Origin of the sequence: Marinilactibacillus sp. XAAS-LB27 (assembly GCF_036039175.1) — a bacterium.
Lineage (GTDB): Bacteria > Bacillota > Bacilli > Lactobacillales > Carnobacteriaceae_A > Marinilactibacillus.
Window position 1 is genome coordinate 50645 of the sequence record NZ_JAYXKP010000010.1, and the last position, 23619, is coordinate 74263.

Consider the following 23619-nt stretch of genomic DNA (forward strand, 5'->3'; position numbering starts at 1 on the left):
TTTTTTCCTAAGAATGTAAAAGTTAGGAATTAGTCAAGGAGGAAACAACCATGAATCTGATTCTTTTAGGCCTTCCAGGCGCAGGGAAAGGAACTCAAGCTTCACGTATTACAGAAACTTACGGGATACCTCATATCTCGACAGGCGATATGTTCCGTGCAGCGATGAAAAACGAAACCCCTTTAGGCAAGGAAGCTAAAAAGTTTATAGATGCTGGAGACCTCGTACCTGACGAAGTTACCAATGGTATCGTGAAAGAGCGTCTTGAAGAAGCTGATGCTCAGAACGGATTTCTATTGGATGGCTACCCTCGTACGTTGAATCAAGCAGATGCTTTGAAAAAAGCACTTAGCAGCTCTGGTCGTACCTTGGATAATGTGTTGTACATCAAAGTCAACAGAGATATCCTTATGGAACGTCTAACAGGTCGCTTCATCTGCTCTAATTGTGGAGCAACGTATCACAAATTGTTCAATTCAACTAAAGTTGAAGGCACTTGTGATCAATGTGGCGGTCATGATTTTTATCAGCGTGAAGATGATAAACCAGAGACTGTTGAAAGACGTATCGAAGTAAATGAAGCACAGACGAAAGAACTGGCTGCATATTACGAAGAAGAAGGAATCGTAAGAAATATCAACGGAGAACAAAATCCGGATTCTGTATTTGAAGATATTCGAAATATTTTGAAATAGTCATAAAAAAAGAGGTTGCAACAGCTTTTTTTGCGTGGTATAATATTTCGAGCGTCGTGTTGGCATGACGGTTAAACAAAACATTTATAATTAAGAAAATGTGAGAGCAGTCTGCCCTCACAATTTCATGCGTACAAAAGAGAGTCATTGAAGGAGGAAACTCGACATGGCAAAAGACGATGTTATTGAGATTGAAGGAAAAGTACTAGAAACCCTGCCAAATGCAAGTTTTAAAGTTGAACTTGAAAATGGTCACGAAATTCTAGCGCATGTTTCGGGTAAAATTCGTATGAATTATATCCGTATTCTACCTGGAGATAAAGTAACTGTTGAAATGTCTCCATATGATCTAACTCGTGGACGCATTACGTATCGATTCAAATAACTTAAGACTCCGTAAAACCAAGGAGGGAAAGTTTCATGAAAGTAAGACCATCAGTCAAAAAAATGTGTGACAAATGTAAAGTGATTCGTCGTAACGGCCGTGTAATGGTTATCTGCGAGAATCCTAAACACAAGCAACGTCAAGGTTAATAAAAGAGGAGGTGCTCATATATGGCTCGTGTAGCAGGAGTAGATATTCCACGTGATAAACATGTGGTAATTTCATTAACTTATATTTATGGTATTGGTAAAACAACTTCTAAAGGTATTTTAGAAGCTGCCGGTGTTCCAGAAGAAACTCGCGTACGTGAATTGACAAATGATCAATTGGATGCGATCCGTGCTGAAGTAGACAAACTTAAAATTGAAGGTGACCTTCGTCGTGAAGTAAACCAAAATATTAAACGTTTGATTGAAATCGGATCTTACCGTGGTATTCGTCACCGTCGTGGTTTGCCAGTTCGTGGACAAAACACTAAAAACAACGCTCGTACTCGTAAGGGTAAAGCAGTAGCAATCGCTGGGAAGAAAAAATAATTACCTAAAGTTAGGAGGTCAATATACGTATGGCTAAAGCAAATAGACCCGCAGCACGTTCTCGTAAAAAAAGAGCTAAAAAGAATATTGAACACGGAGTGGCTCACATCCGTTCAACATTCAACAACACAATCGTAATGATTACTGATGTTCATGGTAATGCAATTTCATGGTCTTCAGCTGGATCTTTAGGATTCAGAGGTTCTAAGAAATCAACTCCATTTGCTGCTCAAATGGCTGCAGAAGCAGCTGCAAAAGGCTCAATGGAAAATGGCATGAAATCAGTTGAGGTTACTGTTAAAGGACCTGGTTCTGGTCGTGAAGCTGCAATTCGTTCATTACAAGCAACAGGTTTAGACGTAACTGCAATTCGTGACGTAACTCCGGTACCACACAACGGATGTCGTCCTCCAAAACGCCGTCGCGTTTAATAGTAGTGACATTTAAAAAATATTGCGTGAACTGAACGTTTTGAAAGGGGTAAACGACTAGATGATCGAAATTGAAAAACCGGTAATAGAGACAGTTGAGATCAGTGAGGATGGAAAATTCGGTAAGTTTATTGTAGAACCACTTGAACGTGGCTATGGTACAACTCTAGGGAACTCTCTACGCAGAATTCTTTTATCATCCTTGCCAGGTGCTGCCGTCACAAACATTCAGATCGATAGTGTTTTACATGAATTCACAGCGATCGATGGGGTAGTAGAAGATGTGACTGCCATCATCTTGAACTTGAAAAAACTTGCACTTAAGTTGTATTCTGACGAAACGAAAACGATTGAGATAGATGTTGAAGGACCAGCAACTGTAACAGCAGCTGACATTATTTATGACAGCGATGTTGAAATAATGAACCCAGACCTTTACATTTGTACAGTTTCCGAAGGCGGACATTTACATGCTCGTATGGAAGCTCAAAAAGGTAGAGGATATGTTCGCGCTGAACACAACAAACATGAAGATATGCCAATTGGTGTACTGCCGGTTGATTCGATTTATACCCCAATCAGCCGTGTGAATTATCATGTTGAAGATACTCGTGTAGGAGAGAAAAACCAGTTCGACAAGTTAACGCTTGACGTATGGACTGATGGATCAATCTCACCTGAGGATGGCGTGAGTTTAGCGGCGAAAATCATGACAGAACATTTAAATATCTTTGTTAACTTGACAGAAGAAGCTCGTGAAGCTGAAATCATGGTTGAAAAAGAAGAAACTCAGATGGAAAAAATGCTTGAGATGACTATCGAAGAGCTTGATTTATCTGTACGTTCTTACAACTGTTTGAAGCGCGCCGGCATTAACACTGTTCAAGAGCTGACAAATAAAACAGAACCAGAAATGATGAAAGTTCGTAACTTAGGACGTAAATCGCTGGAAGAAGTAAAATATAAACTGGGTGAGCTTGATTTAGGCTTACGCGAAGAAGAATAATCTTGTAGTTAAGGAGGGTTTCGACTAATGGGCTATCGTAAATTAGGACGCACTAGTTCTCAACGTAAAGCATTGCTACGTGATCTAACGTCTGACTTAATTATTAACGAGCGTATCACTACGACTGAAACTCGTGCAAAAGAAGTATCTAAAATGACTGATAAAATGGTTACTTTGGGTAAACGTGGAGACTTGCACGCACGTCGTCAAGCAGCAGCGTTTGTTCGTAATGAATTAGCAACTGTTTCAGAAACTGATGAAGAAATCGTAGTACAAACGGTTTTACAAAAATTGTTTAATGATTTAGCTCCTCGTTTCGCTGAGCGTAACGGTGGATATACTCGTGTTTTAAAAACAGAACCTCGTAGAGGAGATGGCGCACCAATGGCTATCTTAGAATTCGTGGTTAGAGCAGAAACTGCTGAAACTGAAGCAGAAGAAGCTTAATTTAATTCATAAAAAAAGAATTTAACCAAATTCACTTTTGGATGTATGATGGGCGTTATGATGATGGAACTTGTTTCCAAGTGTCTAGCTCAAGTTTCTCCCTTAGGACGTGTTCCTTTGGGAGGACCATATATCGTTTAAAGTGTTTTTTTTGTATCTTTTTAAGCTTAAGGGTCTACTGTATATGGATTCTTGAGAATAAATTCATATACATACATAGAATAAGAAACATGGTTTGTTTGAACGAGTGATTTTTGGTAACCTTGTACTATTGAAGACTGTCAAGACACCTTGAAATAAGGTATAATAGCTGAGTATGTCTGATATTAAAAGAGTGGAATCGTATCCTAACTCGAACTCACTACTCAAAGATAGAGGTTAAAACAATGAGTGAAATTATAAAAGTAAATCATATTTCTTATAAATATACTGATGAACAGACTCAAAATGCTTTGAATGATGTATCTTTTACAATTAATAAGGGTGAATGGATTGCAGTCATCGGGCCGAACGGTTCTGGTAAGTCAACACTTGCGAAGACAATCAATGGTTTGATTGAACCGATGAGTGGAGATGTTCTCGTGGGAGATTTGGCATTAAATGAACAGAATATTTGGTCGATTCGTGAAATGGTCGGAATGGTCTTTCAAAACCCAGATAATCAGTTTGTTGGATCTACTGTCCAGGATGATGTTGCTTTTGGCTTAGAGAACTTAGGTGTTCCAAGAGACGAGATGGTCGAACGTGTACGCGATGCGTTAGATAAAGTGAATATGCTAGAGTTTGCTGAACGTGAACCCGCTCGTCTTTCTGGTGGACAGAAACAGCGTGTTGCCATTGCTGGAATCGTTGCATTACGTCCAGAGATTATGATTCTAGATGAAGCAACGAGTATGCTAGATCCCAAAGGACGCAACGAAGTTCTGAGAACAGTAAAAGAAGTGAAAGAAAAAGAGAACTTAACAGTGATTTCGATTACACATGATATTGATGAAGCAGCATCTGCGAATCGCATTCTGGTAATGAAAGCTGGAGAACTCATCAAAGAAGGTACACCAGAAGAAATTTTTTCTTATGGAGACCAACTGATTGAGATGGGCTTAGACCTTCCGTTTCCGGAAAAATTGAAGTCTTCTCTTAAAGACATTGGCATCAAAGTACCGACAGATTATTTGACGGAGGAAGGCATGGTGGACTGGTTATGGACATACGATTTGAAGAAGTAGGGTATACGTATCAGAAAGGCACACCTTTTCAAAGCCGTGCTTTGTACGATATCAATTTGTCTATAAATGATGGAAGCTTTACTGCGCTAGTCGGTCACACCGGTAGTGGGAAATCAACAGTGCTTCAGCACCTCAATGCATTAAAGAAACCAACTGAAGGCTCTATCACCATTGGAGACAGAGTCGTTACGTCTTCGACCGATAATAAAGGGTTGAAAGCTCTGCGTAAAAAAGTTGGGATTGTATTCCAGTTTCCTGAGGCTCAGTTATTTGAAGAGACGATTGCAAAAGACATTGCCTTCGGCCCGAAGAATTTTGGGGTTAGTGAAGAAGAAGCGATTGAACGAGCACGAGTACTTTTGCCTCAAGTAGGCTTGGATGAAAGTTTTATGGACCGTTCCCCGTTCGATTTGTCTGGTGGACAGATGCGCCGGGTAGCGATAGCTGGTGTGTTGGCGTTGGAACCTGAAGTACTCGTTTTAGATGAGCCGACTGCTGGACTGGATCCACAGGGACGCAAAGAAGTGATGGATATGTTTTATAACTTGTATAAGACTAAAGGGTTAACGATTGTGCTAGTCACGCATCAAATGGACGATGTGGCGCAATACGCGGATCATATGGTCGTGCTTGAAAAAGGAACCGTTAAAAAGGAAGGGTCGCCTAGAGAGCTGTTTAAAGAGTCTGAGTGGTTGACCAGTATGCAACTTGGTGTACCTTCTACCGTTGCTTTTACCCATCAACTGGAATCTCGGTTTGGTTGGACATTTGATTCTTTACCGATGACGACAGATGAGCTTGCTGCTCAAATTAAAGTGAAGTTAGGTAGAAATGAAGGTGATGAGCTATGATGGATAAACTGATTTTTGGTCGGTATATTCCCGGCGATTCACTGATTCATCGATTGGATCCCAGAACGAAATTAATGGGTGCGATGTTTTTCATTATTATTATTTTTCTTGCTAATAATTTATGGACTTATCTGGCATTGGCTGTTTTTGTAGGCTTAGCGGTTAGTTTGTCACAGATTTCACTGAAGTTTTTCATTAATGGAATCAAGCCGCTATTATGGCTGATTCTGTTTACAGTGATTTTACAGGTACTGTTTACAAGTGGGCAGACGATCTTTTTTAGATGGGGACCAATCATCTTGTCTCAAGAAGGCTTGATTAATGGTGGATTCATCTTTATGAGGTTCGTACTGATTATCTTTATGTCAACGTTACTGACGTTAACAACGATGCCCTTATCTTTGTCAGATGCGATTGAGTATCTGTTGAGACCTTTTGGTAAAGTGGGCGTACCAGTTCATGAGATTGCACTGATGTTGTCGATTGCGTTACGTTTCGTACCGACACTGATGGATGAGACAGAGAAGATTATGAATGCTCAGCGTGCACGTGGGATTGATTTTGGTGAAGGTAGTATTTATCAACAGATGAAATCAATTGTGCCATTGCTGATACCGCTATTTGTGAGCTCGTTTAACCGCGCTGAGGAACTTGCAACAGCGATGGAGGCTAGAGGATACAAAGGTGGCGAAGGGCGTACAAAGTACCGTCAATTGAACTGGCAGACGAAAGACTCGCTTGCTATGGGAACGATTGGCTTGCTTGTCGTTGTACTGATATTATTTAGAACTTAAAGTGGGAGAGGATAAGGATGTAAGTCTTTATCCTTTTTCTGTATAAAAAAGTAAAGGAAGCTGTTAGATTTGGAAAATACAAGATACAGATTGAAACTGGCTTATGATGGCACAAACTTTTCAGGTTTTCAGGTGCAGCCAAACAAAAGAACTGTGCAAGGAGAAATTGAAAAGGCACTAAATACCATGTCTAAAGGGACTTTCATCCGCATCAAAGGAGCCGGCAGAACAGATGCAGGAGTCCATGCTAGAGGACAAGTCATTCATTTCGACTACCCGAAGGCCATTCCAGCTGATGGAATGCTACGTGCGTTAAATGCATTGAGTCCAGATGATATCGTAGTATACGAATCGGATATCGTGGATGATCAGTTTCATTCTCAGTATTTGGCTGAAGGGAAAACCTATCAGTACCGTGTAGACAATCATAAACTGGAAGACCCCTTTACACGCTTATACGCGCACCACCATCCATTTGAAATGGACTTGAAACGTACAAAGCAAGCTTTAAAGTATTTGGAAGGAACACATGATTTTACGAGTTTCGCTTCTGCCCAGTCAGATAAGGAAGACAAAACTAGAACCATTTATGAAGCGAGTGTTGAAATCGATGACCGGACAAAAGAGTGGGTCTTTACGTTCCGTGGAAATGGCTTTCTCTACAATATGATTCGGATTATTGTCGGAACGGTCCTGCAAGTTGCGGATGGGAGAAGACCGGTAGAGGATATCCCTAAAATCCTTGAAGCGAAGGACCGTACAGTCGCAGGCCCAACCGTTGCCCCAAAGGGATTATGCATGATGGAAGTGTACTACGAAGACTGAACGAATTTAGTCGAAAGGGAGTATAGGACAATGAAAATGAAGGTCAATGGTCTTGAAATTGATGTAGAGTATTCAACTAGCGAACAAGAAGATGTCCTGATACCATTACTGGATCAACTCGTGACTTTGAAGGAAAAGACGGACAGGCGGATTGTTGTTTATTTGGCAGCACCTCCTGGAACAGGGAAGACAACGTTAAGTCAGTATCTGGAAAAATTACATAAAGATCGAGCTTATCCTTTTACCTTTCAATCAATTTCTATTGATGGGTTTCATTTTGACCGTGCCTATTTAGCTGAGCATAAGGCTTTGATAAATGGAGAAGCCGTATTTTTAAAGGAAGTTAAAGGTAGTCCAGAGTCATTCGACTTTAGATCGCTCAAAAGGTGTCTGTCGCTGCTTAAACAATCTGAAATGATCGAGTGGCCGATCTATGATCGAAAGCTACATGATGTCAGTTCTGAGCGTTTGAGAGTAGATGGAGATATCGTGCTTGTCGAAGGGAATTGGCTGCTTTTAGATGAACCAGGCTGGCGGGATCTGAAACAAATGGCAGACCTATCAGTATTCATAGAGGCGGGAGAAGCCGTACTAGAACCGCGCTTGATTCAGCGCAAAATGATGGGTGGATTGAGTAAAGAAGCTGCAGTTGCCTTTTATAAAAATAGTGATCAAAAGAATGTGAGAAGAGTATTGGAACATCACAGTGAACCGGATATATACTGGCGGATGCAAAAAGAAGGTACACTAAAGAAAGATTAAGAAGAGAGCTGTCATGAGACTTTAAAGACGGTAACCTGTTACCATAGTAGTGAGATGAATGAGTCAAAGGGACTAGAAAGGAATCTTACTATGAGAGAATGGATCAATCAATATACAGAAGCTTATCCGTTGATTGCTAACATCCTAATATTTGCAGTGATTATTGTGTGTCTATTGATGATCAGAAAGTTTGCGCTGAATCGCTTATATAAACAATTCAATGAATCAGAAAACTGGTACGTGACTCGAAAAGTGGCTAAATGGCTGACCAATGGGATACTGGTTATTGCTTTTGTTTATATATTCGGGACAGATCTCAGTGGATTTACAACGGCAATAGGACTTGCTGGAGCTGGGATTACCTATGCGTTAAGAGAAGTCATCGTGAGTTTTGCTGGGTGGTTTGCGATTATGTTCGGCGACTTCTTTAAAACAGGAGACAGAGTACTGCTAGGTGGAACCAAGGGCGATGTTGTGGATATCGGTCTTTTGCGGACGACTTTGATGGAAATGGGTGAGTGGGTAGAAGGGGATCAATATACTGGAAGAATCGTCCGAGTAGCGAACAGTTATATCTTCACATCTCCCGTCTATAATTATACAGCTGATTTCAAGTTCTTGTGGGATGAAATTCATATTCCCATTCGCTTCAAGTCAGATATCAAACTCGCTAGAAAACTGGTGTTAGAGATAGCGGAAAAAGAAATTGGAACCTACAACGCTAAGGCCGAGGAAGACTGGGGAAATATGAAGCGTAGATACCGTATCGAAAATGCTTCACTTGAGCCACAAGTCTTTATTTCTTTTGATGATAACTGGATCACATTAAGTTTGCGGTACATTGTAGATACAAGAAAGAGACGGATTAGCAGAGATCATATTTTTATGTCGATTCTTGAGCGTTTTGGAGAATATGAAGATAGAATTGAACTCGCTTCTGAGACATTTGAAATTGTTCATGAGGAAACACCTAAAGAAGGTCGAAATAGCTAATCTTAAGTTGTTTTGGTTACAAGACACAAATAAAGCGATCTGGAAGGCGAGAAATCCGCAGCTTCTAGGTCGCTTTTTTAATGGTTTAATTAGGACTTATGCCTGCTTTTTAACATAAACGAGTACGAATAATGAACCAATCGCGATGATTGAGATAGCAATCCAAGTGCTTGATTCAATACCGGTTTGTGCAACAGTCATTTCATCCATATCTACTTCTTGTAACGTGAAGTCAGAAGGAACGAGTACTTTATCAATAACGTGAACAACACCATTTGTAGCAGCCATATCTGTTGCGGTAATCATGGCATCATTTACCATAGGATCTCCACTTAAATCAAACATGACCATTTCTCCATTAACAGTTTCTGCTTCCATACCATCCGTTAAATCTCCAGCCATAACGGCACCAGGAACGACGTGGTAAGTTAACACTTTTGCTAAGTCTGGTTGTGCAAGTAATTCTTCTGCTGTGATATCTAAATCAGCAAGTAGCGCTTCAAAAGCAGCATTTGTTGGTGCGAAGACCGTAAAGGGTCCGTCACCTTGTAAAGTTTCAACAAGTCCAGCTTTTTGTAAAGCGGTGACGAGGATGCTGAAGTCCTCATTACCCATAGCGATTTCTGTAATATCTTGTGTAGGTTCATCGGTTTCTGCTGCGGCTGTGTTGGGGGATAGGGTGAATGTGAGTGCGAATAAAGCGACAAAAGACATTAGTGCTTTGACAAATTTCTTCACTGCTGAACACTCCCTTAGTATAAGTTGTAAAGATGGCTTTACCAACTTCACTTCCTTATAATAAGCTTATGCGTAACCGCTGTCAAGAACAACACTTTATTAAATAACAAACGTTTGAAAGGACGGAGACTAATGAAAAGAAAAGGGTTACTAACAATGCTAGGTACAGTCTTTTTATTGCTTGTAGGGTATTATAGTTATACTGTAATCCCGCAAATGAACGCTGTCTCTGTTCCAGAGATGAAAGTAGAAAGGCAAGTAGCTGAAACGACACCAGAATCAGAAAATGAAAAAAACATAGATATTGTTAATGAATCCATCGTTTACGACATTGAAGACAATCCTTATGCTGAATATTACAAGTTGAACCCAGACTATACCGGTTGGCTGCAGGTCAACCAGACCAACGTCGACTACCCGGTCGTCAGAGGAGAAGATAACGCATTTTATCTATCACACAATTTCTATAAAGAGCCAGATGTCTTGGGCGCTATTTTCATGGATTACCGAAATGTGGGGATGGGGTACGACAAGAATCTGATTCTATATGGTCACTACAATGCTTACAATCAGATGTTCGCCGATTTAGAAAAGTATTTGGATGAAGCTTTTTTAAAGGAGAACCCGACGATTTCTTTTAATGATCCTTATACGGACCGGACGTATGAGATTATTTCGGTCCATGTCGCGCCGGCACAAGCTGAGTATATCCAAACAAGTTTTGAAGATGGTGAGTTTGAAGCTTACTATAATAAGGTGAAAAGCGAGTCAATGCATGAGGTTGAGTCCACTTTTGAAGAAAATGATCATTTGCTGACGCTTATAACCTGTAATTACGGTGTAGATGATGGGCGGCTATATATTCATGCAAAAGAGATCAAGTAGAAAAAAGAGTTCAAAAGAAAAGACGAAGCCTAGACGCAGCTTCGTCTTTTTAGGTGCGTAGGATTGGACACTATCATTTTAACTGAAGTGGATTATACTATACATATTATAAATTCGTTAAAGGTGGTTCAATAATGCAAATGCTTATAGGGATGTCAACGAGCAGCGAAAGCAATCTATTCGAGCTTGGTACTGTTTTGATTGTACTAGCAGTCGTGGTGGGATTCAATTTACTCTACAGTGTGTTTTTAAAGAATAAAATTCCTTCACAGACATATATTTTATTGAACTCTTTTTTGTTAGTGATCGCAGCGGGCACGCTACTTTTTCAAAGTGGTGTACTCATTGATCGATTCGGGATATCAGGGGACGGATGGTCAACACTGGTCTTTCTATTCATTTTTGTTTTGGGTGTGATTCATTTGTTTGTACATGAGCGAGATGCAAAACGTAAAAGGAAATAGACTAATTGACTTGATTGACCTTGTAATAGAATCCAAGTGACCCTAAATCGATATAAAAATAAGAGACAACGTACTGTGTATTTTCTTCATAGTCACCAACCATTTCAGCAGGGACAATAATCTTTTGACGCAATAGATTCGAGTCAACGGGTGAAGTGGAGTCCATATTAAATTGCGACGTATCTCTATCTGTTATTGTAAAAGAATACTCTTGTCCATTGTTGTCAGGAGTAGGAACGATAAGTGAACCACCAATCGTTCTATCTATAGCCGTAAAAAATACTAAGATAACAAAGAACGAGATGATAAAAGAAGTTAATCTAAGAGCTGCTTTTTCCCAGAATTTGAAGTGTTTACTCAACAAACATAACCGAATAAAAAAGAAGATGAGTACGATACACAAAACAAATCCGCCATAAGACGTTAAATATTCTAGCATGCCTACATCATTAAACCGGGAATAGATATATCCAAAAGAAAAGATCACCAGAAGTGCTGCTGAAATAAGTACGATAGCGAAAGAGCGTATGAAAGGCTTACGCATGAATAAACTCCCTTCTGTAAATGCAATCATTTGATTTTATGTATATCGTTAGTATACTCGAAGGGTATAGGAGAAGCCTATGATTATTTTAATAGAATAAACTCAAACGTTCGAGAAGAAAGCAGAGAAAAAACAAAGTGTGTATTCACAAAAGCTCGTCTAATTTGTGTGAGAACCTGTTTAGTAGGATAAAAGGTCTCTATTAAAATCTAAAAGGAGGGCATGTCAATGAAGTATGGAGAGGATTATAAGAAGATTCCGGTTTACAGTAAAGATTCTGGGAAAGGGACAGAATTCTTACCTGATGTATATGTATATGTCGATCAAATCGTTAATGTGCTTTTCATTGGAAATCCAAAAGAAGAGTCATTTGTCATTGTGGACACAGGTATGTATGGTCGCTCCAACAAAATCATTGAAGCAGCTCAAGAACGGTTCGGGTCTGATGCAAGACCGAAAGCCATTATACTGACTCATGGACATTTTGACCATGTTGGAACGGTTATTGAATTGGTTGAGAGATGGGATGTACCGGTATATGCAGAGGAAAAAGAAATGCCTTACTTGACCGGCAAAAACAGTTACCCTGAACCAGATTATCAGGCAGAAGGCGGACTCATTTTGAAGACCTCTAAATTCTTCCCTACAGATCCTATAGAATTAGATGACCGAATTCGACCGTTACCGGAAAACGGAACCGTACCGTTTTTGCCGGAATTCAGATGGCTCTCAGTGCCCGGACATACTGAAGGACAAGTCGCTTTATTCAGAGAAAGAGACCGTTTTTTAATTGCAGCTGATGCATTTGTCACGACCAGACAAGAAAATTTGTATGATGTTCTGACTCAGAAAGAAATCGTCAGCGGACCGCCGCGCTATCTAACTCCGGACTGGACCTCGGCTAAGGAATCAGTCATCAAACTGAAAGATCTTAGACCAGAACATGCAGTGACAGGACATGGTCATCCAATGAGTGGACAAGAATTGACCGACGGGTTAAAAAACCTGATCAATCATTGGGAAGAAGAAGCTCTGCCGAGTCACGGCAAGTTCGTAGAGGATACAGAAGCAGATTAAATGAAGTGACCAAGGAACAGAAGTGATTTCTGTTCCTTTTTTTTGTCTGAATAGATTGGATGAAGAAAAAATGGTCAATAAATCTACCATAAAAAAATCATCCTTAAGACTGATTTAATATCGAATGCGACGTTTTATACTAAAATAGTGCGAAAAAAGAATCGTGAAAATTTATAAAATGGAGTGTTGATAAATGAAACAGTTTAAAAAGCAAAGGCTGACGCCCATGACACAAATTAAACCTTTGGTAACTTCGTTATTTGATACTAAAATAGAAAAAAGAAAGAAATGGATCGTACTAGGGATTCTCCTTTATATTGTCAGTCCCATCGACTTAGTTCCAGATTTTATTCCGGTGGTAGGATATGCAGATGATATTTTGATTCCGATTTTGCTGATCATCGCAGAAAGAGTTCTTTCAAAAAGTCAGAAGAGTATCGTCGAACGTGTAGAAAAAGAAGCAGAACGATTTGATTCATAACAACTTGTGACAGGCTATGAAAGAAGTTCTTTCTATTGGAGGAAGGGCTTCTTTTTTATATCTATAGGTGCTCCATAATCTATCTACTAAATCTTTGTCGGTTTTATTGAAAAAAGATTGATATGGAGTTGACTTATCTATACATTCGCGGTATTATGTTAAATGGTATTGTTTGCCACCATGATAAGCCCCGGAAACTTGTTAGGTCACAAACAAAACGAAGCTCTGATCAAGAAAGTTCTGGTACTATTCACAAGACTAAATACATTAGAGCAAGATTGAAATCACAATAACTGAAATCGAAAATGAATTTATGGAGGTCAAGATCGTGCGTACAACTTTTATGGCGAATGAAAGCAACATCGAGCGTAGATGGTTTGTAGTTGACGCTACAGATATCCCATTGGGACGTCTTTCAGCAGTCGTTGCATCTATTCTTCGCGGAAAAAACAAACCTACGTATACACCACACGTCGACACTGGCGATAACGTAATCGTAGTAAATGCTGAGAAAATCAAATTAACAGGTAACAAAGCTAGTGACAAGATCTATTCTCGTCACTCAGGATTCCCAGGTGGATTGAAACAAGTATCTGCTGGAACTCTACGTGCTGAAAAACCTGAAAGACTAATTGAATTGTCTATTAAAGGAATGCTTCCGCATAACTCTTTAGGACGTACTCAAGTTAAAAAATTACATGTATACGCTGGACCTGAGCACAAACACCAAGCTCAACTTCCAGAAACACTAGACATCACGAACTTAATTTAAGGAGGGACATTCATTGGCTCAAGTACAATATTTCGGAACTGGCCGTCGTAAAAACTCTACAGCTCGAGTAATCATGACTCCAGGTTCTGGTAAAATCACATTCAACGGTAAAGATATTACTGAATATTTAAACTTTGAACACTTGCACCTAATCGTAAGACAACCACTTGCTCTTACTGATACAGTTGAAAGCTATGACATTAAAGTCAACGTTCATGGTGGAGGATTCGCAGGACAAGCAGGCGCTGCTCGTCACGGAATCTCTCGTGCACTATTAACAGTAGACCCAGATTTCCGCGGAGCACTTAAAGCGGCTGGACTATTAACGCGTGACCCTCGTATGGTTGAGCGTAAAAAACCAGGTCGTAAAAAAGCCCGTAAATCTCCACAATTCTCAAAACGTTAATATTTGGACCTGTTGCGAGTTTATTCGCCTACAGATACAATACAGAACGAAGAAAAAGCATTGGCATCTTGCTGATGCTTTTTTCTTTTACTATTCAAGGTGGTGGAAACAATGACTCCAAAAGAGAAAATGCTAGAACTGATCAAGAAAAAACAAGGTGGCGGAAAGTCCGAATATAATCGCACACCAAAGAACGACCAGAAATATATGCGTAAAGCACCGGTTATTCATAAATAATAACGGAGCAAGTTAGAATATGGTCTATTATAAGATGCTTTCCTTTTGGGAAGTGTCTTTTTTTGTAATCTATAAAGATGAAAATCACTTACATCTTGTTACATTCACTAAACGAAAAGAAGGAATTAGTTTTTGATCCAGTGCATCACGTATTCTTCTTCAGAAGTTTGGTGGTCGATAGATTGTTCTTTAATAGAAAAATGATTCTTCAAATAGAAATCTACAGCATTCTGATTCTTTTTATAAACAGTTAATTGGATAAAATCTCTTTGATCTTTAACAAAATTGAGTAGTGCTTTTCCATATCCCTCGCCTTGAACATTCACATCAATAAACAGTGCAGCCAAATAATCGTCTACCAAGGAGACAAATCCTACAATGCCGTTCCCTTCTGATATAACATACGTTTCAGATAGCGGTAGGTACTTCTCTTTCATTACGACCTGCTGTTCTCTCCAGTAATTTGGTGCAATGAAATCATGAGCATCAAGCGAAGCCTCGTACCAGATATCTACTAGGTAATCTAGATCTACTTGATGGCTTTCTCTAATCTTCATAAAATGGTTTATTTCCCTTCTATTATAGGTGAATTGATATAAATGAATTATAACAAGTTAATGGGTATTTGAGCAATTTTTGAGTGAAATGATCTTCGATTTGGAGTCTTTTATATTTATGCTCTCAGCCCTAAATCTTTGAATGATTGACTTAGTGGGTGTATTCTAAAAATGCATAAGCCAATGTTTGAGACAATAAACTTAACCGAAAACACTAACTAGTGGGAGGATTAGTAAATTATGACTGAAAACAATGGGAAAATCGAAGCAGCCGTTGCAGCAATCAAGGTATTGGAAAGCTGGGGCGTCAAACAGATTTACGGATTACCGGCAGGATCTTTAAACTCTTGGATGGATGCACTGAAGCATGAAGAGACGAAAATGGATTTTATTCAAGTGCGTCACGAAGAAGTTGGTGCAATCGCAGCATCTATGCAGGCGAAATTCAGTGGAGAAATCGGCGTAGTCTTTGGTTCAGGTGGACCTGGAGCGACGCATTTGATGAATGGTTTATATGATGCTCGAGAAGATGGCGTACCGATGTTAGCGATTATTGGGCAGCGTGCAGAAAATGAAATCAATATGGATGCCTTTCAGGAAATGAATCATAATCCGTTATTTGCTGATGTAGCGATATACAATCGTCGGGTAGCGTACGCGGAACAGTTACCAAAAGTCATGGATGAAGCGATTCGTACAGCGATTACCCGAAATGGAGTAGCGGTTGTAGAGGTGCCAGTCAGTTATGGATGGGTTGAAATAGACAACGATAGCTGGTATTCATCTGCCAATGCTCGTCGTACACCAACGTATTCCATACCAGATGAAAAAGATATTGAAGATGCAGCTAAAATCTTGGAAAATGCAAAACGCCCGGTCATATATGCCGGAATCGGAACACGAGGAAATGGCGATGCAGTCATGGGGCTGTCTCGTAAGTTGAAAGCGCCAGTCGCTATTACTGGTTTAAACTATGACAATTTTCCACATGACTTCGAAGCTTTACTGGGATCCGCAAACCGAGTCGCACGAAAACCAGCGGTGGAAGTGTTTGAAGAAGCAGATGTAGTATTGTTTGCAGGAAGTAACTATCCTTTTACTGAGGTAACGGGTGTGTTTGATAACATTGATAAGTTCATTCAAATCGATATCGATCCCTATAAATTAGGGAAAAGACATCCAGTTGATGTAGCGATTTTAGGAGACGCTGGATCAGCGATTCGCTCGATCACAGATAGGATCTCTGAAAAACAAGAAAGTGCATGGTATCGTGCTAATATAAAAAATGTTAAAAACTGGGCTGCTTATATTGATAAGCTTGAAAAGAAAACAGAAGGTAAACTGCAGGTGTATCAAGCCTATAATGCTATAAACAAAGTGGCGGACGATGATGCCATTTACTCTACAGATGTTGGGAATACCACTCAAACTTCTATACGTCATTTGAAAATGACACCGAAAAATATGTGGAGAACGTCAGGCGTGTTCGCAACGATGGGAAGCGGACTACCAGGGGCTATTGCAGCGAAGAAATCCTTCCCGAATAGGCAAGTGTGGGATCTGACTGGTGATGGTGCCTTTTCAATGGTAATGCAAGACATTATCACAACTGTTCAACACAAATTACCAAGTATTCACGTTGTCTTCTCCAATGAAGAATATGCCTTCATTAAAGCAGAACAAGAAGATACAAACCACTATTATTTTGGCGTAGATTTCCAATCTTCTGATTACGCTAAATTCGGTGAAGCGCAAGGAGCGGTTGGTTTTACCGTTAAAGAAATCAGTGAGTTAGAAGAAACCTTCCAAAAAGCGGTTGATTTGGAAAAATCTGGACGTACAGTAGTGATTGACGTCAAAATCAGTAATGATCGTCCGATACCGGTTGAGCGTCTGAGACTAGATCCGAAACTTTACTCAGAAGAAGAAATCAACGAGTTCAAAGAACGCTATGAAGCACAAGACCTTATTCCTTTCGGTCAATTCTTAGAAGAAGAAGGATTAGAGGTTAAAGTATACGAGCGTGGAGGAAAATCGAAACAAGACGATTCAATCGTGAATACAGAAGATCAAATTTAAGTAAAGTCTTTAAAGAACCTCACTCGTTGGGGTTCTTTTCTTATAATTAGAGCACATGTTTATACTGAAGAAAACTTTTGAGTTTAATTACAAAATAATAAACCATTAAATATCACTTCTACTTTTTGAATCCGTTAAGTTTAGCGTGCACTTTCCCACGCAATCGCTGAAAAAACAAAAACTGACGGCGCGATTGTTCCATACTTTTATATCGTTTACGGTTCTTTTTATAGAATTGCTGGTGATAGTTTTCTGCAGGCCAGAAAGTACTGGCTGGTTCGATTGCAGTAACGATTGGTTTCGTATATTTGTTCGAGTCGATCACACGTTTTTTGGATTCCGTGGCAATTTTGTGTTGAGCTTCATTGCGGTAAAATATAATCGGACGGTAACGTTCACCACGGTCTGCGAACTGACCATGTGCATCGGTAGGATCTGTTAGCTGCCAGTAAAGGTCCACAAGATCGGCGTACTGAATCATGCGCGTATCAAAAATAATTTCCACAGCTTCTACATGTCCCGTATAATCACCGCTGACTTGGTCATAAGTAGGGTGGTCAACGTGTCCCCCTGTATAGCCAGATAAAACGGAAATGATGCCTTCTCTTGTCTCAAATGGTTCTACCATACACCAGAAACAACCACCAGCAAAAATGGCACTGTCCTGATTATTTTCATCGTCAACGGTGTGGTTGTCTATATCAAACAAAGTATCTGTTTTTAAATTACCAGTAATCAGGTTGTAAAAATCCATCACGTCAGGTGTGAGATTACTCCTCAGCGCCAGAGGACGTAGATCGGCCTCGATTTTTGAAAGATGACTTTCCACACTTTTTCCATCATCTAGGCGATCTTTTGTTTCTGAAAGTAAAGAACGCTCCCAATCACGTGTCGCTGGATTAAGGATCAAGTTATAGAGATTCGCTAACAGTACTTCTTGATTCATGTTCATACGTATACCGCCTTAGAGTTCATTCGTTTAGTCAATAATCGTTACCGTTAGTATACCGTAATTTTCTTGAAAATTAATTTAAGAAAGATTAAATGAGCGAGAATCCTGTATTTATTTATAAGCCTGTAGTCCCATCAAAAAAAGTGTGCTATACTCTAATCAATTGAAAAGAACATTTGGGGTGCTATTTAGCTGAGATTATACCCATTGAACCTGATACAGTTAGGACTGGCGCAGGGAAATGTAGTTGTAGACTGATTTTATGCAATCGTTTTATTTTGATTGTATGACTCCGTCTGTCTCAGACCGCACTCCTTTTGCTTTTCGCAGAAAGGAGTTTTTTTACGTGGAAAAAAATCGAATCCACAGATTGACCTTACTAGCATTGATGATTGCATTAGACGTGGTGTTGTCACCATTGATGCGAATCGAAGGAATGGCGCCCATGTCTAGCGTCATGAATATTATTGCGGGTGTTTTACTCGGTCCGCTATACGGAACGCTGATGGCTTTAATATGCGGCCTGATTCGTATGTTACTTTTAGGCATTCCACCACTGGCTTTAACGGGGGCCGTATTTGGAGCTTTCTTAGCTGGGGTATTTTATAAATTCGGCCGAAATATGTACTGGTCGATGGCGGGAGAGATTATTGGAACAGGTATCATTGGTTCACTACTTTCTTATCCCGTGATGGTTTGGTTCACTGGTAGCCAACAGAGTTTGTACTGGTTTATTTACACGCCAAGATTTGTTGGAGCGACTTTGATTGGTTCTGTAATGGCCTTTTTAGTGCTAGTCAAATTAAAAGAAACGTCTACTTTCAAACGTACTCAGAAATTATTTATAGGAGGTCCGCTTCATGGCATTAAATCATGACCTTTCGAATCAGTTCCCATTAAAACAGTCTCCATTAGTACAATGCATTACCAATGAAATCACTTGTGAGTCGATGGCGAATGCGCTGCTTTACGTAGGAGCTAAACCGATCATGGCAGATGACTCTAGAGAATTTAAACAGCTTTTTACTCAAACGGACGCTTTGCTTTTAAACCTTGGACATCTTTCAGAAAAACGTCAGATTAGTCTGCTAGAAGCAAGTCGCTACGCAAAAGAAACGAAGAAGCCGACAGTCGTTGATCTAGTTGGTTATGGCGTTAGTGATATCCGTAATCAAGTCAGCCTTGCGCTAGTTGAGAACCATCCAACTGTTGTAAAAGGAAACACTTCAGAACTGAGAAATTTCTGCGAATTAACGAGTCATGGACGAGGTGTTGACGGCAACGAACTGGATCAGGGAGAAGAAAGTCTGAACGAACTGATCGATGCCTTGAAAGAGATGAGTCAATATTATCCCTATACGACTTTCTTAGCGACCGGACCAAAAGATATCGTCGTATCGCATGACCGCACTGTGATGCTTTCTAATGGTGTCGAAGAGCTCGATCGATTCACAGGAACAGGTGATATTGTTGGGGCACTGATTGCGGCACTCTTAGGAGACGGTCAAGATCCATTCGATGCCGTAATCGGCGCAGTCAGTTACTTCAATCTTTGTGGTGAGAAAGCCAAGTCCCAAAGCAATGGACTTGCCGATTTCCGCTTTCAAACATTAAACCATCTATCACTCTTGATGGAAGAAAACTGGAACCAATCAGTGAAAGGATGGGAAAAATGAAAGAACTAACTCTTTACCTTGTAACAGGAAGATACGATTTTGACGAAGATTCTTTTTTAAATGTGATCAAAACCGCTTGTGGAAATGGCGTAACACTCGTGCAGCTGCGTGAAAAAGAAGCAACGACAAATGATTTTTATAGATTAGCTCAAAAGGTGAAAGACCTAACAGACCGTTTTGACGTTCCTTTGATCATCAATGACCGAGTCGATATCTGCCTAGCGGTTGATGCTGCGGGTGTTCATATTGGTGACGACGAATTACCAATAGAAGTCGTTCGCAGACTGATTGGAAACGACAAAATACTCGGTGTTTCTGCAAAAGATGTTGAACGCGCAAGAGAAGCAGAAAAAGCTGGCGCAGATTACCTAGGAGTTGGCGCAATATACCCAACCAAGACAAAGAAAAATCCAGCACGTACGTCTATCGAAACACTGAAAACAATCGTTTCGTCCGTTGAGATTCCAATTGTAGCGATTGGTGGGCTGAAGGAAAATAATATTGATTCACTTCGCCATACGGGTATTGCAGGTGTCTCTGTTGTCACAGAACTGATGCTAGCCGAAGACGTCGCTCAGAAAACACAACAGCTTAAAAAAGCGGTAGTGGAGATCATAGAATCTAAGATAAGCGAGTAGTCTAAACAATATACAGTGGAGGTTTTTCATGTCTTTTACACTCAACGCCAAAAAAGCCGCTTCTGCTTCATGGGAAGGTAGTTTTAACCATCCTTTCATCACAGAATTACAAGCGGGAATCTTGGATTCAGAAATCTTTCGTTATTACTTGATCCAAGATCATTATTACTTGAAACATTTTAGTGAACTTTATGCATTGATCGCTGAGAAAACAAACCATCCAGCACTAAAAGCTTTACTCGTAGAGAATGCGGGAAACTTGTCGCTAGGAGAGATTGCGATTAGAGAAACGTTCTTCTCTGAACTCGGTATTACAGACGAAGAAGTCCGTGCTACACCGATTGCACCGACAGCGTATCACTATGTATCACATATGTACCGACAATTGCTTGAAGGAACGATTAATAGTGCAGCTGCAAGTATGTTGCCCTGTGCTTGGTTGTACCAGGAATTAGGAGACACTTTGATCACCAATCAGTCGCCGGTTCCGATCTATCAGAGATGGATCGAAACTTACGCAGGTGTTGAAGCGCAAGAACATGTAAAACTGGAAAGAGCCATTTTAGATGAACTATACGAGTCGAGTTCACCTGACGAACAAGCACAGATGATGGAGGCTTTTGTAATTAGTAGTGAGATGGAATATGCATTTTGGGAAATGGCGTATAGAAAAGAAATGTGGTTGAAAAAAGATTGGTAATTTAACATAAAAGTTAACTTTTATGTATGCCCTTAAAAATAAGAAAGGCCCCTTTCCGGTAGTAGGAAAGGGGCCTTTCTAGTAGCTAATATTAAGCAGGTTGTAGTCGCGTTTTAAATGCTTGAGATACTTGCAGACCGTACTGGGTAACCGTCCAGATACAAAATAGGGTAAAAGGTACAAAAAACAAGAAGGATTCTCTGATAGGTGCTAATGAAGCAACATGGTAATAAACCAACGTAGTTCCAGCTACCATTAACCCATTTACATACAAAGTCAATTGAGACAGAAAATGTACTTTACTTACTAAATAGGATGCACCGGCAAGTAATAAAGCACCGATAGCAGCATATCCAAATGGATTCGTTATGCCAGATATTCCTATAGAAGAGAATAAACGTGCCTCAATAAGGATGTGCGAAAAAACAAATCCTAAAGTCGCAATGACTCCAGCTCCTCCTAATTGTTTGTTTTTCAATGAAGAAAGAATAACTATACCACCCATAGTGATGTATGCTAGTGTACCCACAACCATAGAACTACCATGATTAGCATAAGCAGGTAAAACATCTTTTAAAAGTGCAAACAGCATAATTGAAGCGAGTGCTGTAAAAGTCAGTGCAAGTATAATAGAATGTGATTTTTTCATATGTACCAATCTCCTTAATATAATTTCAAACAAAAGTCTATAAGTTTAAGTTAACATATGTTTGTAGTCAATTCAATATAAATAGAAAATCAAAGTGACTTTTAAATCTACGGTTGCATTTCTTAGATTGTATCAATTATAATAAAAAAGTTAGCAAAAAGTAGGGAGAGATACATAGTGATAGAACGCAATAATAAATTAACGACTTCTACAGGTGCTCCAGTTGGAGATAATCAAAATTCAGTTACAGCAGGTAATAACGGACCTGTTTTAATTCAAGATATTCATTTATTAGAAAAATTAGCCCACTTTAATCGTGAACGTGTTCCTGAACGTGTCGTACATGCCAAAGGTGCAGGGGCACATGGTCGGTTTACCGTGACGAATCCAGATATTGTCCAATACACTAAAGCTGATTTTCTTGCTGAAAAAGGTAAAGAGACGCCAATGTTTATCCGTTTTTCTACCGTTGCTGGTGAATTGGGATCATCTGATACAGTACGTGACCCACGCGGTTTTGCGGTTAAATTTTACACGGACGAAGGAAACTACGATATCGTAGGAAATAATACACCGATATTCTTTATTCGAGACGCAATAAAGTTTCCTGATTTTATTCATACACAAAAAAGAAATCCACAAACAAACTTAAAAGATGCAAATATGGTATGGGATTTTTGGTCACTATCACCAGAATCGTTACATCAAATTACCATACTCCATACTGACCGTGGTATTCCTGCTACCTTGCGCCATATGCATGGATACGGTAGTCATACCTTTAAGTGGGTAAACGCTGAAGGAGAATCTTTCTGGGTGAAGTATCACTTTAGATCAGACCAAGGGGTTAAAAACATGGACCCTGAAGTTGCTGGGAAAATTGCCGGAGATCATCCTGATTACCATACGGAAGATCTATTTAATGCGATTGCTGAAGGCGACTATCCTTCTTGGACATTAAAAGTACAAATCATGCCTGAAGAAGAAGCGGTTCAATATGCATATGACCCATTTGATATTACTAAAGTCTGGTCTCATAAAGATTATCCTTTGATTGAAGTTGGGAAAATGGTATTAGACCGTAATCCTGAAAATTATTTTGCGGAAGTAGAACAGTCAGCATTCTCACCAGGTAACTTTGTACCAGGAGTCGAAGCGTCTCCAGATAAAATGCTACAAGGAAGACTGTTCGCTTATTCTGACGCTCACCGTTACCGTATTGGTGCAAATCATAATCAGCTACCGATTAATGCACCTAAAGAAGAGGTCAAAAACCACCAACGTGGAGGGAGTATGGCCTACAATAATGGTGGAAGTGCCGTGAACTATGAGCCGAATAGTTACGACAATATAAAAGAATCAAGAGAAGATAACATGAAACCTTTTAAAGTTTCAGGAGAAGCCAACAGTGTTCCTTACGATAATGACGATCATTTTTCACAACCAAGACAATTGATTTTGGAAGTACTGGATGAGGAAGAACGTAGTCGTTTATATAAAAACTTTGCAGACCATTTAAGCGGCGTACGTGATCAGCAGATTGTTGAACGTCAACTGAAATTATTTGAGTTAGTGACACCTGAATTAGCAAAAGGTGTTGCGCAGCATCTGGATATAGACGTTTCAACTCTTTAAATAGAGATTTTAAAAGCTAAAAGTTTTTTATCTAAAACAGTTTAGCACTGAGCAATGGTGTGCCGAAAAAAACGATGGCAAGTAAAATAACAAATAATCGAAACAGCGACCCTTTTAATCATTAAAAGGGTCGTTTTTTTGGTTCTATGTCAAATGGCGTTGGTGAAGAATAAAGCTA

Annotated in this window: 31 protein-coding genes and 1 riboswitch; of the genes, 26 read left to right on the top strand and 5 right to left on the bottom strand. The window is 39.7% G+C overall.

Features of this window, described 5'->3' with window-relative positions; all coding sequences use genetic code 11:
* Positions 1-50: 50 nt before the first annotated feature.
* From VXN63_RS11365 to VXN63_RS11425, 13 genes are all read left to right on the top strand, one after another.
* The gene (locus tag VXN63_RS11365) at positions 51-695 is read left to right on the top strand and encodes an adenylate kinase (RefSeq protein WP_327758189.1); all 645 of its coding nucleotides are present in this window, start codon (positions 51-53) and stop codon (positions 693-695) included.
* Between the two features lie 166 nt (positions 696-861).
* A complete protein-coding gene (gene infA, locus VXN63_RS11370) occupies positions 862-1080 on the top strand; it encodes a translation initiation factor IF-1 (RefSeq protein ID WP_072693455.1) in 219 nt (72 codons plus the stop codon).
* Positions 1081-1115: 35 nt separating this feature from the next.
* Complete coding sequence (rpmJ, locus tag VXN63_RS11375) at positions 1116-1229, top strand: 50S ribosomal protein L36 (RefSeq protein WP_034299928.1); 114 nt, start codon at positions 1116-1118, stop codon at positions 1227-1229.
* A 21-nt stretch (positions 1230-1250) separates the two neighbouring features.
* Positions 1251-1616, top strand: a complete 366-nt coding sequence (rpsM, locus tag VXN63_RS11380) for a 30S ribosomal protein S13 (RefSeq protein WP_220727144.1) — start codon at positions 1251-1253, stop codon at positions 1614-1616.
* 29 nt (positions 1617-1645) lie between these two features.
* A complete protein-coding gene (rpsK, locus tag VXN63_RS11385; RefSeq protein ID WP_225744909.1) occupies positions 1646-2047 on the top strand; it encodes a 30S ribosomal protein S11 in 402 nt (133 codons plus the stop codon).
* A gap of 61 nt (positions 2048-2108) precedes the next feature.
* On the top strand, positions 2109-3053 hold the full coding sequence (locus tag VXN63_RS11390) for a DNA-directed RNA polymerase subunit alpha (protein ID WP_225744908.1): 945 nt from the start codon (positions 2109-2111) through the stop codon (positions 3051-3053).
* 27 nt (positions 3054-3080) lie between these two features.
* Entirely contained in the window at positions 3081-3500 is a 420-nt protein-coding gene (gene rplQ / locus VXN63_RS11395) for a 50S ribosomal protein L17 (RefSeq protein ID WP_327758190.1), read from the top strand.
* A gap of 386 nt (positions 3501-3886) precedes the next feature.
* Positions 3887-4726: an energy-coupling factor ABC transporter ATP-binding protein gene (locus VXN63_RS11400; RefSeq protein ID WP_327758191.1), complete on the top strand. Its 840-nt coding sequence runs from the start codon at positions 3887-3889 to the stop codon at positions 4724-4726.
* A complete protein-coding gene (locus tag VXN63_RS11405; RefSeq protein ID WP_327758192.1) occupies positions 4702-5577 on the top strand; it encodes an energy-coupling factor ABC transporter ATP-binding protein in 876 nt (291 codons plus the stop codon). Before VXN63_RS11400 ends, VXN63_RS11405 begins: the two co-directional genes overlap by 25 nt.
* The gene (locus VXN63_RS11410; RefSeq protein ID WP_327758193.1) at positions 5574-6371 is read left to right on the top strand and encodes an energy-coupling factor transporter transmembrane component T family protein; all 798 of its coding nucleotides are present in this window, start codon (positions 5574-5576) and stop codon (positions 6369-6371) included. The genes VXN63_RS11405 and VXN63_RS11410 overlap by 4 nt, the downstream gene beginning before the upstream one ends.
* Before the next feature lie 69 nt (positions 6372-6440).
* Entirely contained in the window at positions 6441-7196 is a 756-nt protein-coding gene (gene truA, locus VXN63_RS11415) for a tRNA pseudouridine(38-40) synthase TruA (RefSeq protein WP_327758194.1), read from the top strand.
* Between the two features lie 30 nt (positions 7197-7226).
* Positions 7227-7958, top strand: coding sequence for a nucleoside/nucleotide kinase family protein (locus VXN63_RS11420; protein ID WP_327758195.1), 732 nt, complete (start codon positions 7227-7229; stop codon positions 7956-7958).
* 90 nt (positions 7959-8048) lie between these two features.
* A complete protein-coding gene (locus VXN63_RS11425; RefSeq protein WP_327758196.1) occupies positions 8049-8951 on the top strand; it encodes a mechanosensitive ion channel family protein in 903 nt (300 codons plus the stop codon).
* Positions 8952-9047: 96 nt separating this feature from the next.
* On the opposite strand, the gene VXN63_RS11430 is transcribed toward VXN63_RS11425, so the two are convergent.
* A complete protein-coding gene (locus VXN63_RS11430; protein WP_327758197.1) occupies positions 9048-9689 on the bottom strand; it encodes a fasciclin domain-containing protein in 642 nt (213 codons plus the stop codon).
* A gap of 132 nt (positions 9690-9821) precedes the next feature.
* Between VXN63_RS11430 and srtB the strand changes: the two genes are divergently transcribed.
* Positions 9822-10574 (top strand): class B sortase, encoded by a 753-nt coding sequence (gene srtB, locus VXN63_RS11435; protein ID WP_327758198.1) that lies wholly within the window; start codon positions 9822-9824, stop codon positions 10572-10574.
* A gap of 134 nt (positions 10575-10708) precedes the next feature.
* Complete coding sequence (locus tag VXN63_RS11440; RefSeq protein ID WP_327758199.1) at positions 10709-11038, top strand: hypothetical protein; 330 nt, start codon at positions 10709-10711, stop codon at positions 11036-11038.
* Position 11039: 1 nt separating this feature from the next.
* On the opposite strand, the gene VXN63_RS11445 is transcribed toward VXN63_RS11440, so the two are convergent.
* The gene (locus VXN63_RS11445) at positions 11040-11582 is read right to left on the bottom strand and encodes a hypothetical protein (protein WP_327758200.1); all 543 of its coding nucleotides are present in this window, start codon (positions 11580-11582) and stop codon (positions 11040-11042) included.
* Between the two features lie 228 nt (positions 11583-11810).
* On the opposite strand from VXN63_RS11445, the gene VXN63_RS11450 reads away from it, so the two are divergent.
* From VXN63_RS11450 to VXN63_RS11470, 5 genes are all read left to right on the top strand, one after another.
* Entirely contained in the window at positions 11811-12659 is an 849-nt protein-coding gene (locus tag VXN63_RS11450) for an MBL fold metallo-hydrolase (RefSeq protein WP_327758201.1), read from the top strand.
* Between the two features lie 193 nt (positions 12660-12852).
* Positions 12853-13140, top strand: coding sequence for a YkvA family protein (locus tag VXN63_RS11455; protein WP_327758202.1), 288 nt, complete (start codon positions 12853-12855; stop codon positions 13138-13140).
* Positions 13141-13468: 328 nt separating this feature from the next.
* Positions 13469-13912 (top strand): 50S ribosomal protein L13, encoded by a 444-nt coding sequence (gene rplM, locus VXN63_RS11460; protein WP_305067567.1) that lies wholly within the window; start codon positions 13469-13471, stop codon positions 13910-13912.
* Positions 13913-13925: 13 nt separating this feature from the next.
* Positions 13926-14318 (top strand): 30S ribosomal protein S9, encoded by a 393-nt coding sequence (rpsI, locus tag VXN63_RS11465; protein ID WP_208559754.1) that lies wholly within the window; start codon positions 13926-13928, stop codon positions 14316-14318.
* A gap of 111 nt (positions 14319-14429) precedes the next feature.
* Complete coding sequence (locus tag VXN63_RS11470) at positions 14430-14555, top strand: hypothetical protein (protein ID WP_327758203.1); 126 nt, start codon at positions 14430-14432, stop codon at positions 14553-14555.
* Between the two features lie 125 nt (positions 14556-14680).
* Here the strand turns inward: VXN63_RS11470 and VXN63_RS11475 are convergent, their stop codons facing one another.
* Entirely contained in the window at positions 14681-15112 is a 432-nt protein-coding gene (locus tag VXN63_RS11475; RefSeq protein ID WP_327758204.1) for an N-acetyltransferase, read from the bottom strand.
* 240 nt (positions 15113-15352) lie between these two features.
* On the opposite strand from VXN63_RS11475, the gene spxB reads away from it, so the two are divergent.
* Positions 15353-17191: a pyruvate oxidase gene (spxB, locus tag VXN63_RS11480; RefSeq protein WP_327758205.1), complete on the top strand. Its 1839-nt coding sequence runs from the start codon at positions 15353-15355 to the stop codon at positions 17189-17191.
* Between the two features lie 118 nt (positions 17192-17309).
* On the opposite strand, the gene msrA is transcribed toward spxB, so the two are convergent.
* Positions 17310-18143, bottom strand: a complete 834-nt coding sequence (msrA, locus tag VXN63_RS11485; protein WP_442915312.1) for a peptide-methionine (S)-S-oxide reductase MsrA — start codon at positions 18141-18143, stop codon at positions 17310-17312.
* A gap of 167 nt (positions 18144-18310) precedes the next feature.
* Positions 18311-18400, top strand: a riboswitch (TPP riboswitch).
* 131 nt (positions 18401-18531) lie between these two features.
* On the opposite strand from msrA, the gene thiW reads away from it, so the two are divergent.
* The 4 genes from thiW to tenA are packed head-to-tail and all read left to right on the top strand — an operon-like array spanning position 18532 to position 21157.
* Entirely contained in the window at positions 18532-19020 is a 489-nt protein-coding gene (thiW, locus tag VXN63_RS11490; protein WP_327758214.1) for an energy coupling factor transporter S component ThiW, read from the top strand.
* On the top strand, positions 19004-19819 hold the full coding sequence (locus tag VXN63_RS11495; RefSeq protein ID WP_327758206.1) for a hydroxyethylthiazole kinase: 816 nt from the start codon (positions 19004-19006) through the stop codon (positions 19817-19819). Before thiW ends, VXN63_RS11495 begins: the two co-directional genes overlap by 17 nt.
* Positions 19807-20457, top strand: a complete 651-nt coding sequence (gene thiE, locus VXN63_RS11500) for a thiamine phosphate synthase (RefSeq protein WP_327758207.1) — start codon at positions 19807-19809, stop codon at positions 20455-20457. The genes VXN63_RS11495 and thiE overlap by 13 nt, the downstream gene beginning before the upstream one ends.
* Before the next feature lie 28 nt (positions 20458-20485).
* Positions 20486-21157, top strand: a complete 672-nt coding sequence (tenA, locus tag VXN63_RS11505; protein ID WP_327758208.1) for a thiaminase II — start codon at positions 20486-20488, stop codon at positions 21155-21157.
* A 91-nt stretch (positions 21158-21248) separates the two neighbouring features.
* Here tenA and VXN63_RS11510 read toward each other — a convergent pair whose 3' ends face one another.
* Positions 21249-21806, bottom strand: coding sequence for a hypothetical protein (locus VXN63_RS11510; protein ID WP_327758209.1), 558 nt, complete (start codon positions 21804-21806; stop codon positions 21249-21251).
* A 177-nt stretch (positions 21807-21983) separates the two neighbouring features.
* On the opposite strand from VXN63_RS11510, the gene VXN63_RS11515 reads away from it, so the two are divergent.
* On the top strand, positions 21984-23441 hold the full coding sequence (locus tag VXN63_RS11515; RefSeq protein ID WP_327758210.1) for a catalase: 1458 nt from the start codon (positions 21984-21986) through the stop codon (positions 23439-23441).
* Positions 23442-23619 lie beyond the last annotated feature (178 nt).

Bases quoted from the DNA above. Each gene is read 5' to 3' on its own strand.
- VXN63_RS11405 (WP_327758192.1), top strand. From the start codon at position 4,702: ATGGACATACGATTTGAAGAAGTAGGGTATACGTATCAGAAAGGCACA.
- VXN63_RS11410 (WP_327758193.1), top strand. From the start codon at position 5,574: ATGATGGATAAACTGATTTTTGGTCGGTATATTCCCGGCGATTCACTG.
- VXN63_RS11400 (WP_327758191.1), top strand. From the start codon at position 3,887: ATGAGTGAAATTATAAAAGTAAATCATATTTCTTATAAATATACTGAT.
- VXN63_RS11450 (WP_327758201.1), top strand. From the start codon at position 11,811: ATGAAGTATGGAGAGGATTATAAGAAGATTCCGGTTTACAGTAAAGAT.
- rpmJ (WP_034299928.1), top strand. From the start codon at position 1,116: ATGAAAGTAAGACCATCAGTCAAAAAAATGTGTGACAAATGTAAAGTG.
- msrA (WP_442915312.1), bottom strand. From the start codon at position 18,143: ATGAACATGAATCAAGAAGTACTGTTAGCGAATCTCTATAACTTGATC.
- spxB (WP_327758205.1), top strand. From the start codon at position 15,353: ATGACTGAAAACAATGGGAAAATCGAAGCAGCCGTTGCAGCAATCAAG.
- VXN63_RS11365 (WP_327758189.1), top strand. From the start codon at position 51: ATGAATCTGATTCTTTTAGGCCTTCCAGGCGCAGGGAAAGGAACTCAA.
- VXN63_RS11445 (WP_327758200.1), bottom strand. From the start codon at position 11,582: ATGCGTAAGCCTTTCATACGCTCTTTCGCTATCGTACTTATTTCAGCA.
- VXN63_RS11455 (WP_327758202.1), top strand. From the start codon at position 12,853: ATGAAACAGTTTAAAAAGCAAAGGCTGACGCCCATGACACAAATTAAA.
- VXN63_RS11390 (WP_225744908.1), top strand. From the start codon at position 2,109: ATGATCGAAATTGAAAAACCGGTAATAGAGACAGTTGAGATCAGTGAG.
- rpsM (WP_220727144.1), top strand. From the start codon at position 1,251: ATGGCTCGTGTAGCAGGAGTAGATATTCCACGTGATAAACATGTGGTA.
- VXN63_RS11475 (WP_327758204.1), bottom strand. From the start codon at position 15,112: ATGAAGATTAGAGAAAGCCATCAAGTAGATCTAGATTACCTAGTAGAT.
- tenA (WP_327758208.1), top strand. From the start codon at position 20,486: ATGTCTTTTACACTCAACGCCAAAAAAGCCGCTTCTGCTTCATGGGAA.
- VXN63_RS11420 (WP_327758195.1), top strand. From the start codon at position 7,227: ATGAAAATGAAGGTCAATGGTCTTGAAATTGATGTAGAGTATTCAACT.
- rplQ (WP_327758190.1), top strand. From the start codon at position 3,081: ATGGGCTATCGTAAATTAGGACGCACTAGTTCTCAACGTAAAGCATTG.
- infA (WP_072693455.1), top strand. From the start codon at position 862: ATGGCAAAAGACGATGTTATTGAGATTGAAGGAAAAGTACTAGAAACC.
- VXN63_RS11470 (WP_327758203.1), top strand. From the start codon at position 14,430: ATGACTCCAAAAGAGAAAATGCTAGAACTGATCAAGAAAAAACAAGGT.
- VXN63_RS11495 (WP_327758206.1), top strand. From the start codon at position 19,004: ATGGCATTAAATCATGACCTTTCGAATCAGTTCCCATTAAAACAGTCT.
- thiE (WP_327758207.1), top strand. From the start codon at position 19,807: ATGGGAAAAATGAAAGAACTAACTCTTTACCTTGTAACAGGAAGATAC.
- rpsK (WP_225744909.1), top strand. From the start codon at position 1,646: ATGGCTAAAGCAAATAGACCCGCAGCACGTTCTCGTAAAAAAAGAGCT.
- thiW (WP_327758214.1), top strand. From the start codon at position 18,532: ATGATTGCATTAGACGTGGTGTTGTCACCATTGATGCGAATCGAAGGA.
- srtB (WP_327758198.1), top strand. From the start codon at position 9,822: ATGAAAAGAAAAGGGTTACTAACAATGCTAGGTACAGTCTTTTTATTG.
- VXN63_RS11425 (WP_327758196.1), top strand. From the start codon at position 8,049: ATGAGAGAATGGATCAATCAATATACAGAAGCTTATCCGTTGATTGCT.
- VXN63_RS11440 (WP_327758199.1), top strand. From the start codon at position 10,709: ATGCAAATGCTTATAGGGATGTCAACGAGCAGCGAAAGCAATCTATTC.
- VXN63_RS11510 (WP_327758209.1), bottom strand. From the start codon at position 21,806: ATGAAAAAATCACATTCTATTATACTTGCACTGACTTTTACAGCACTC.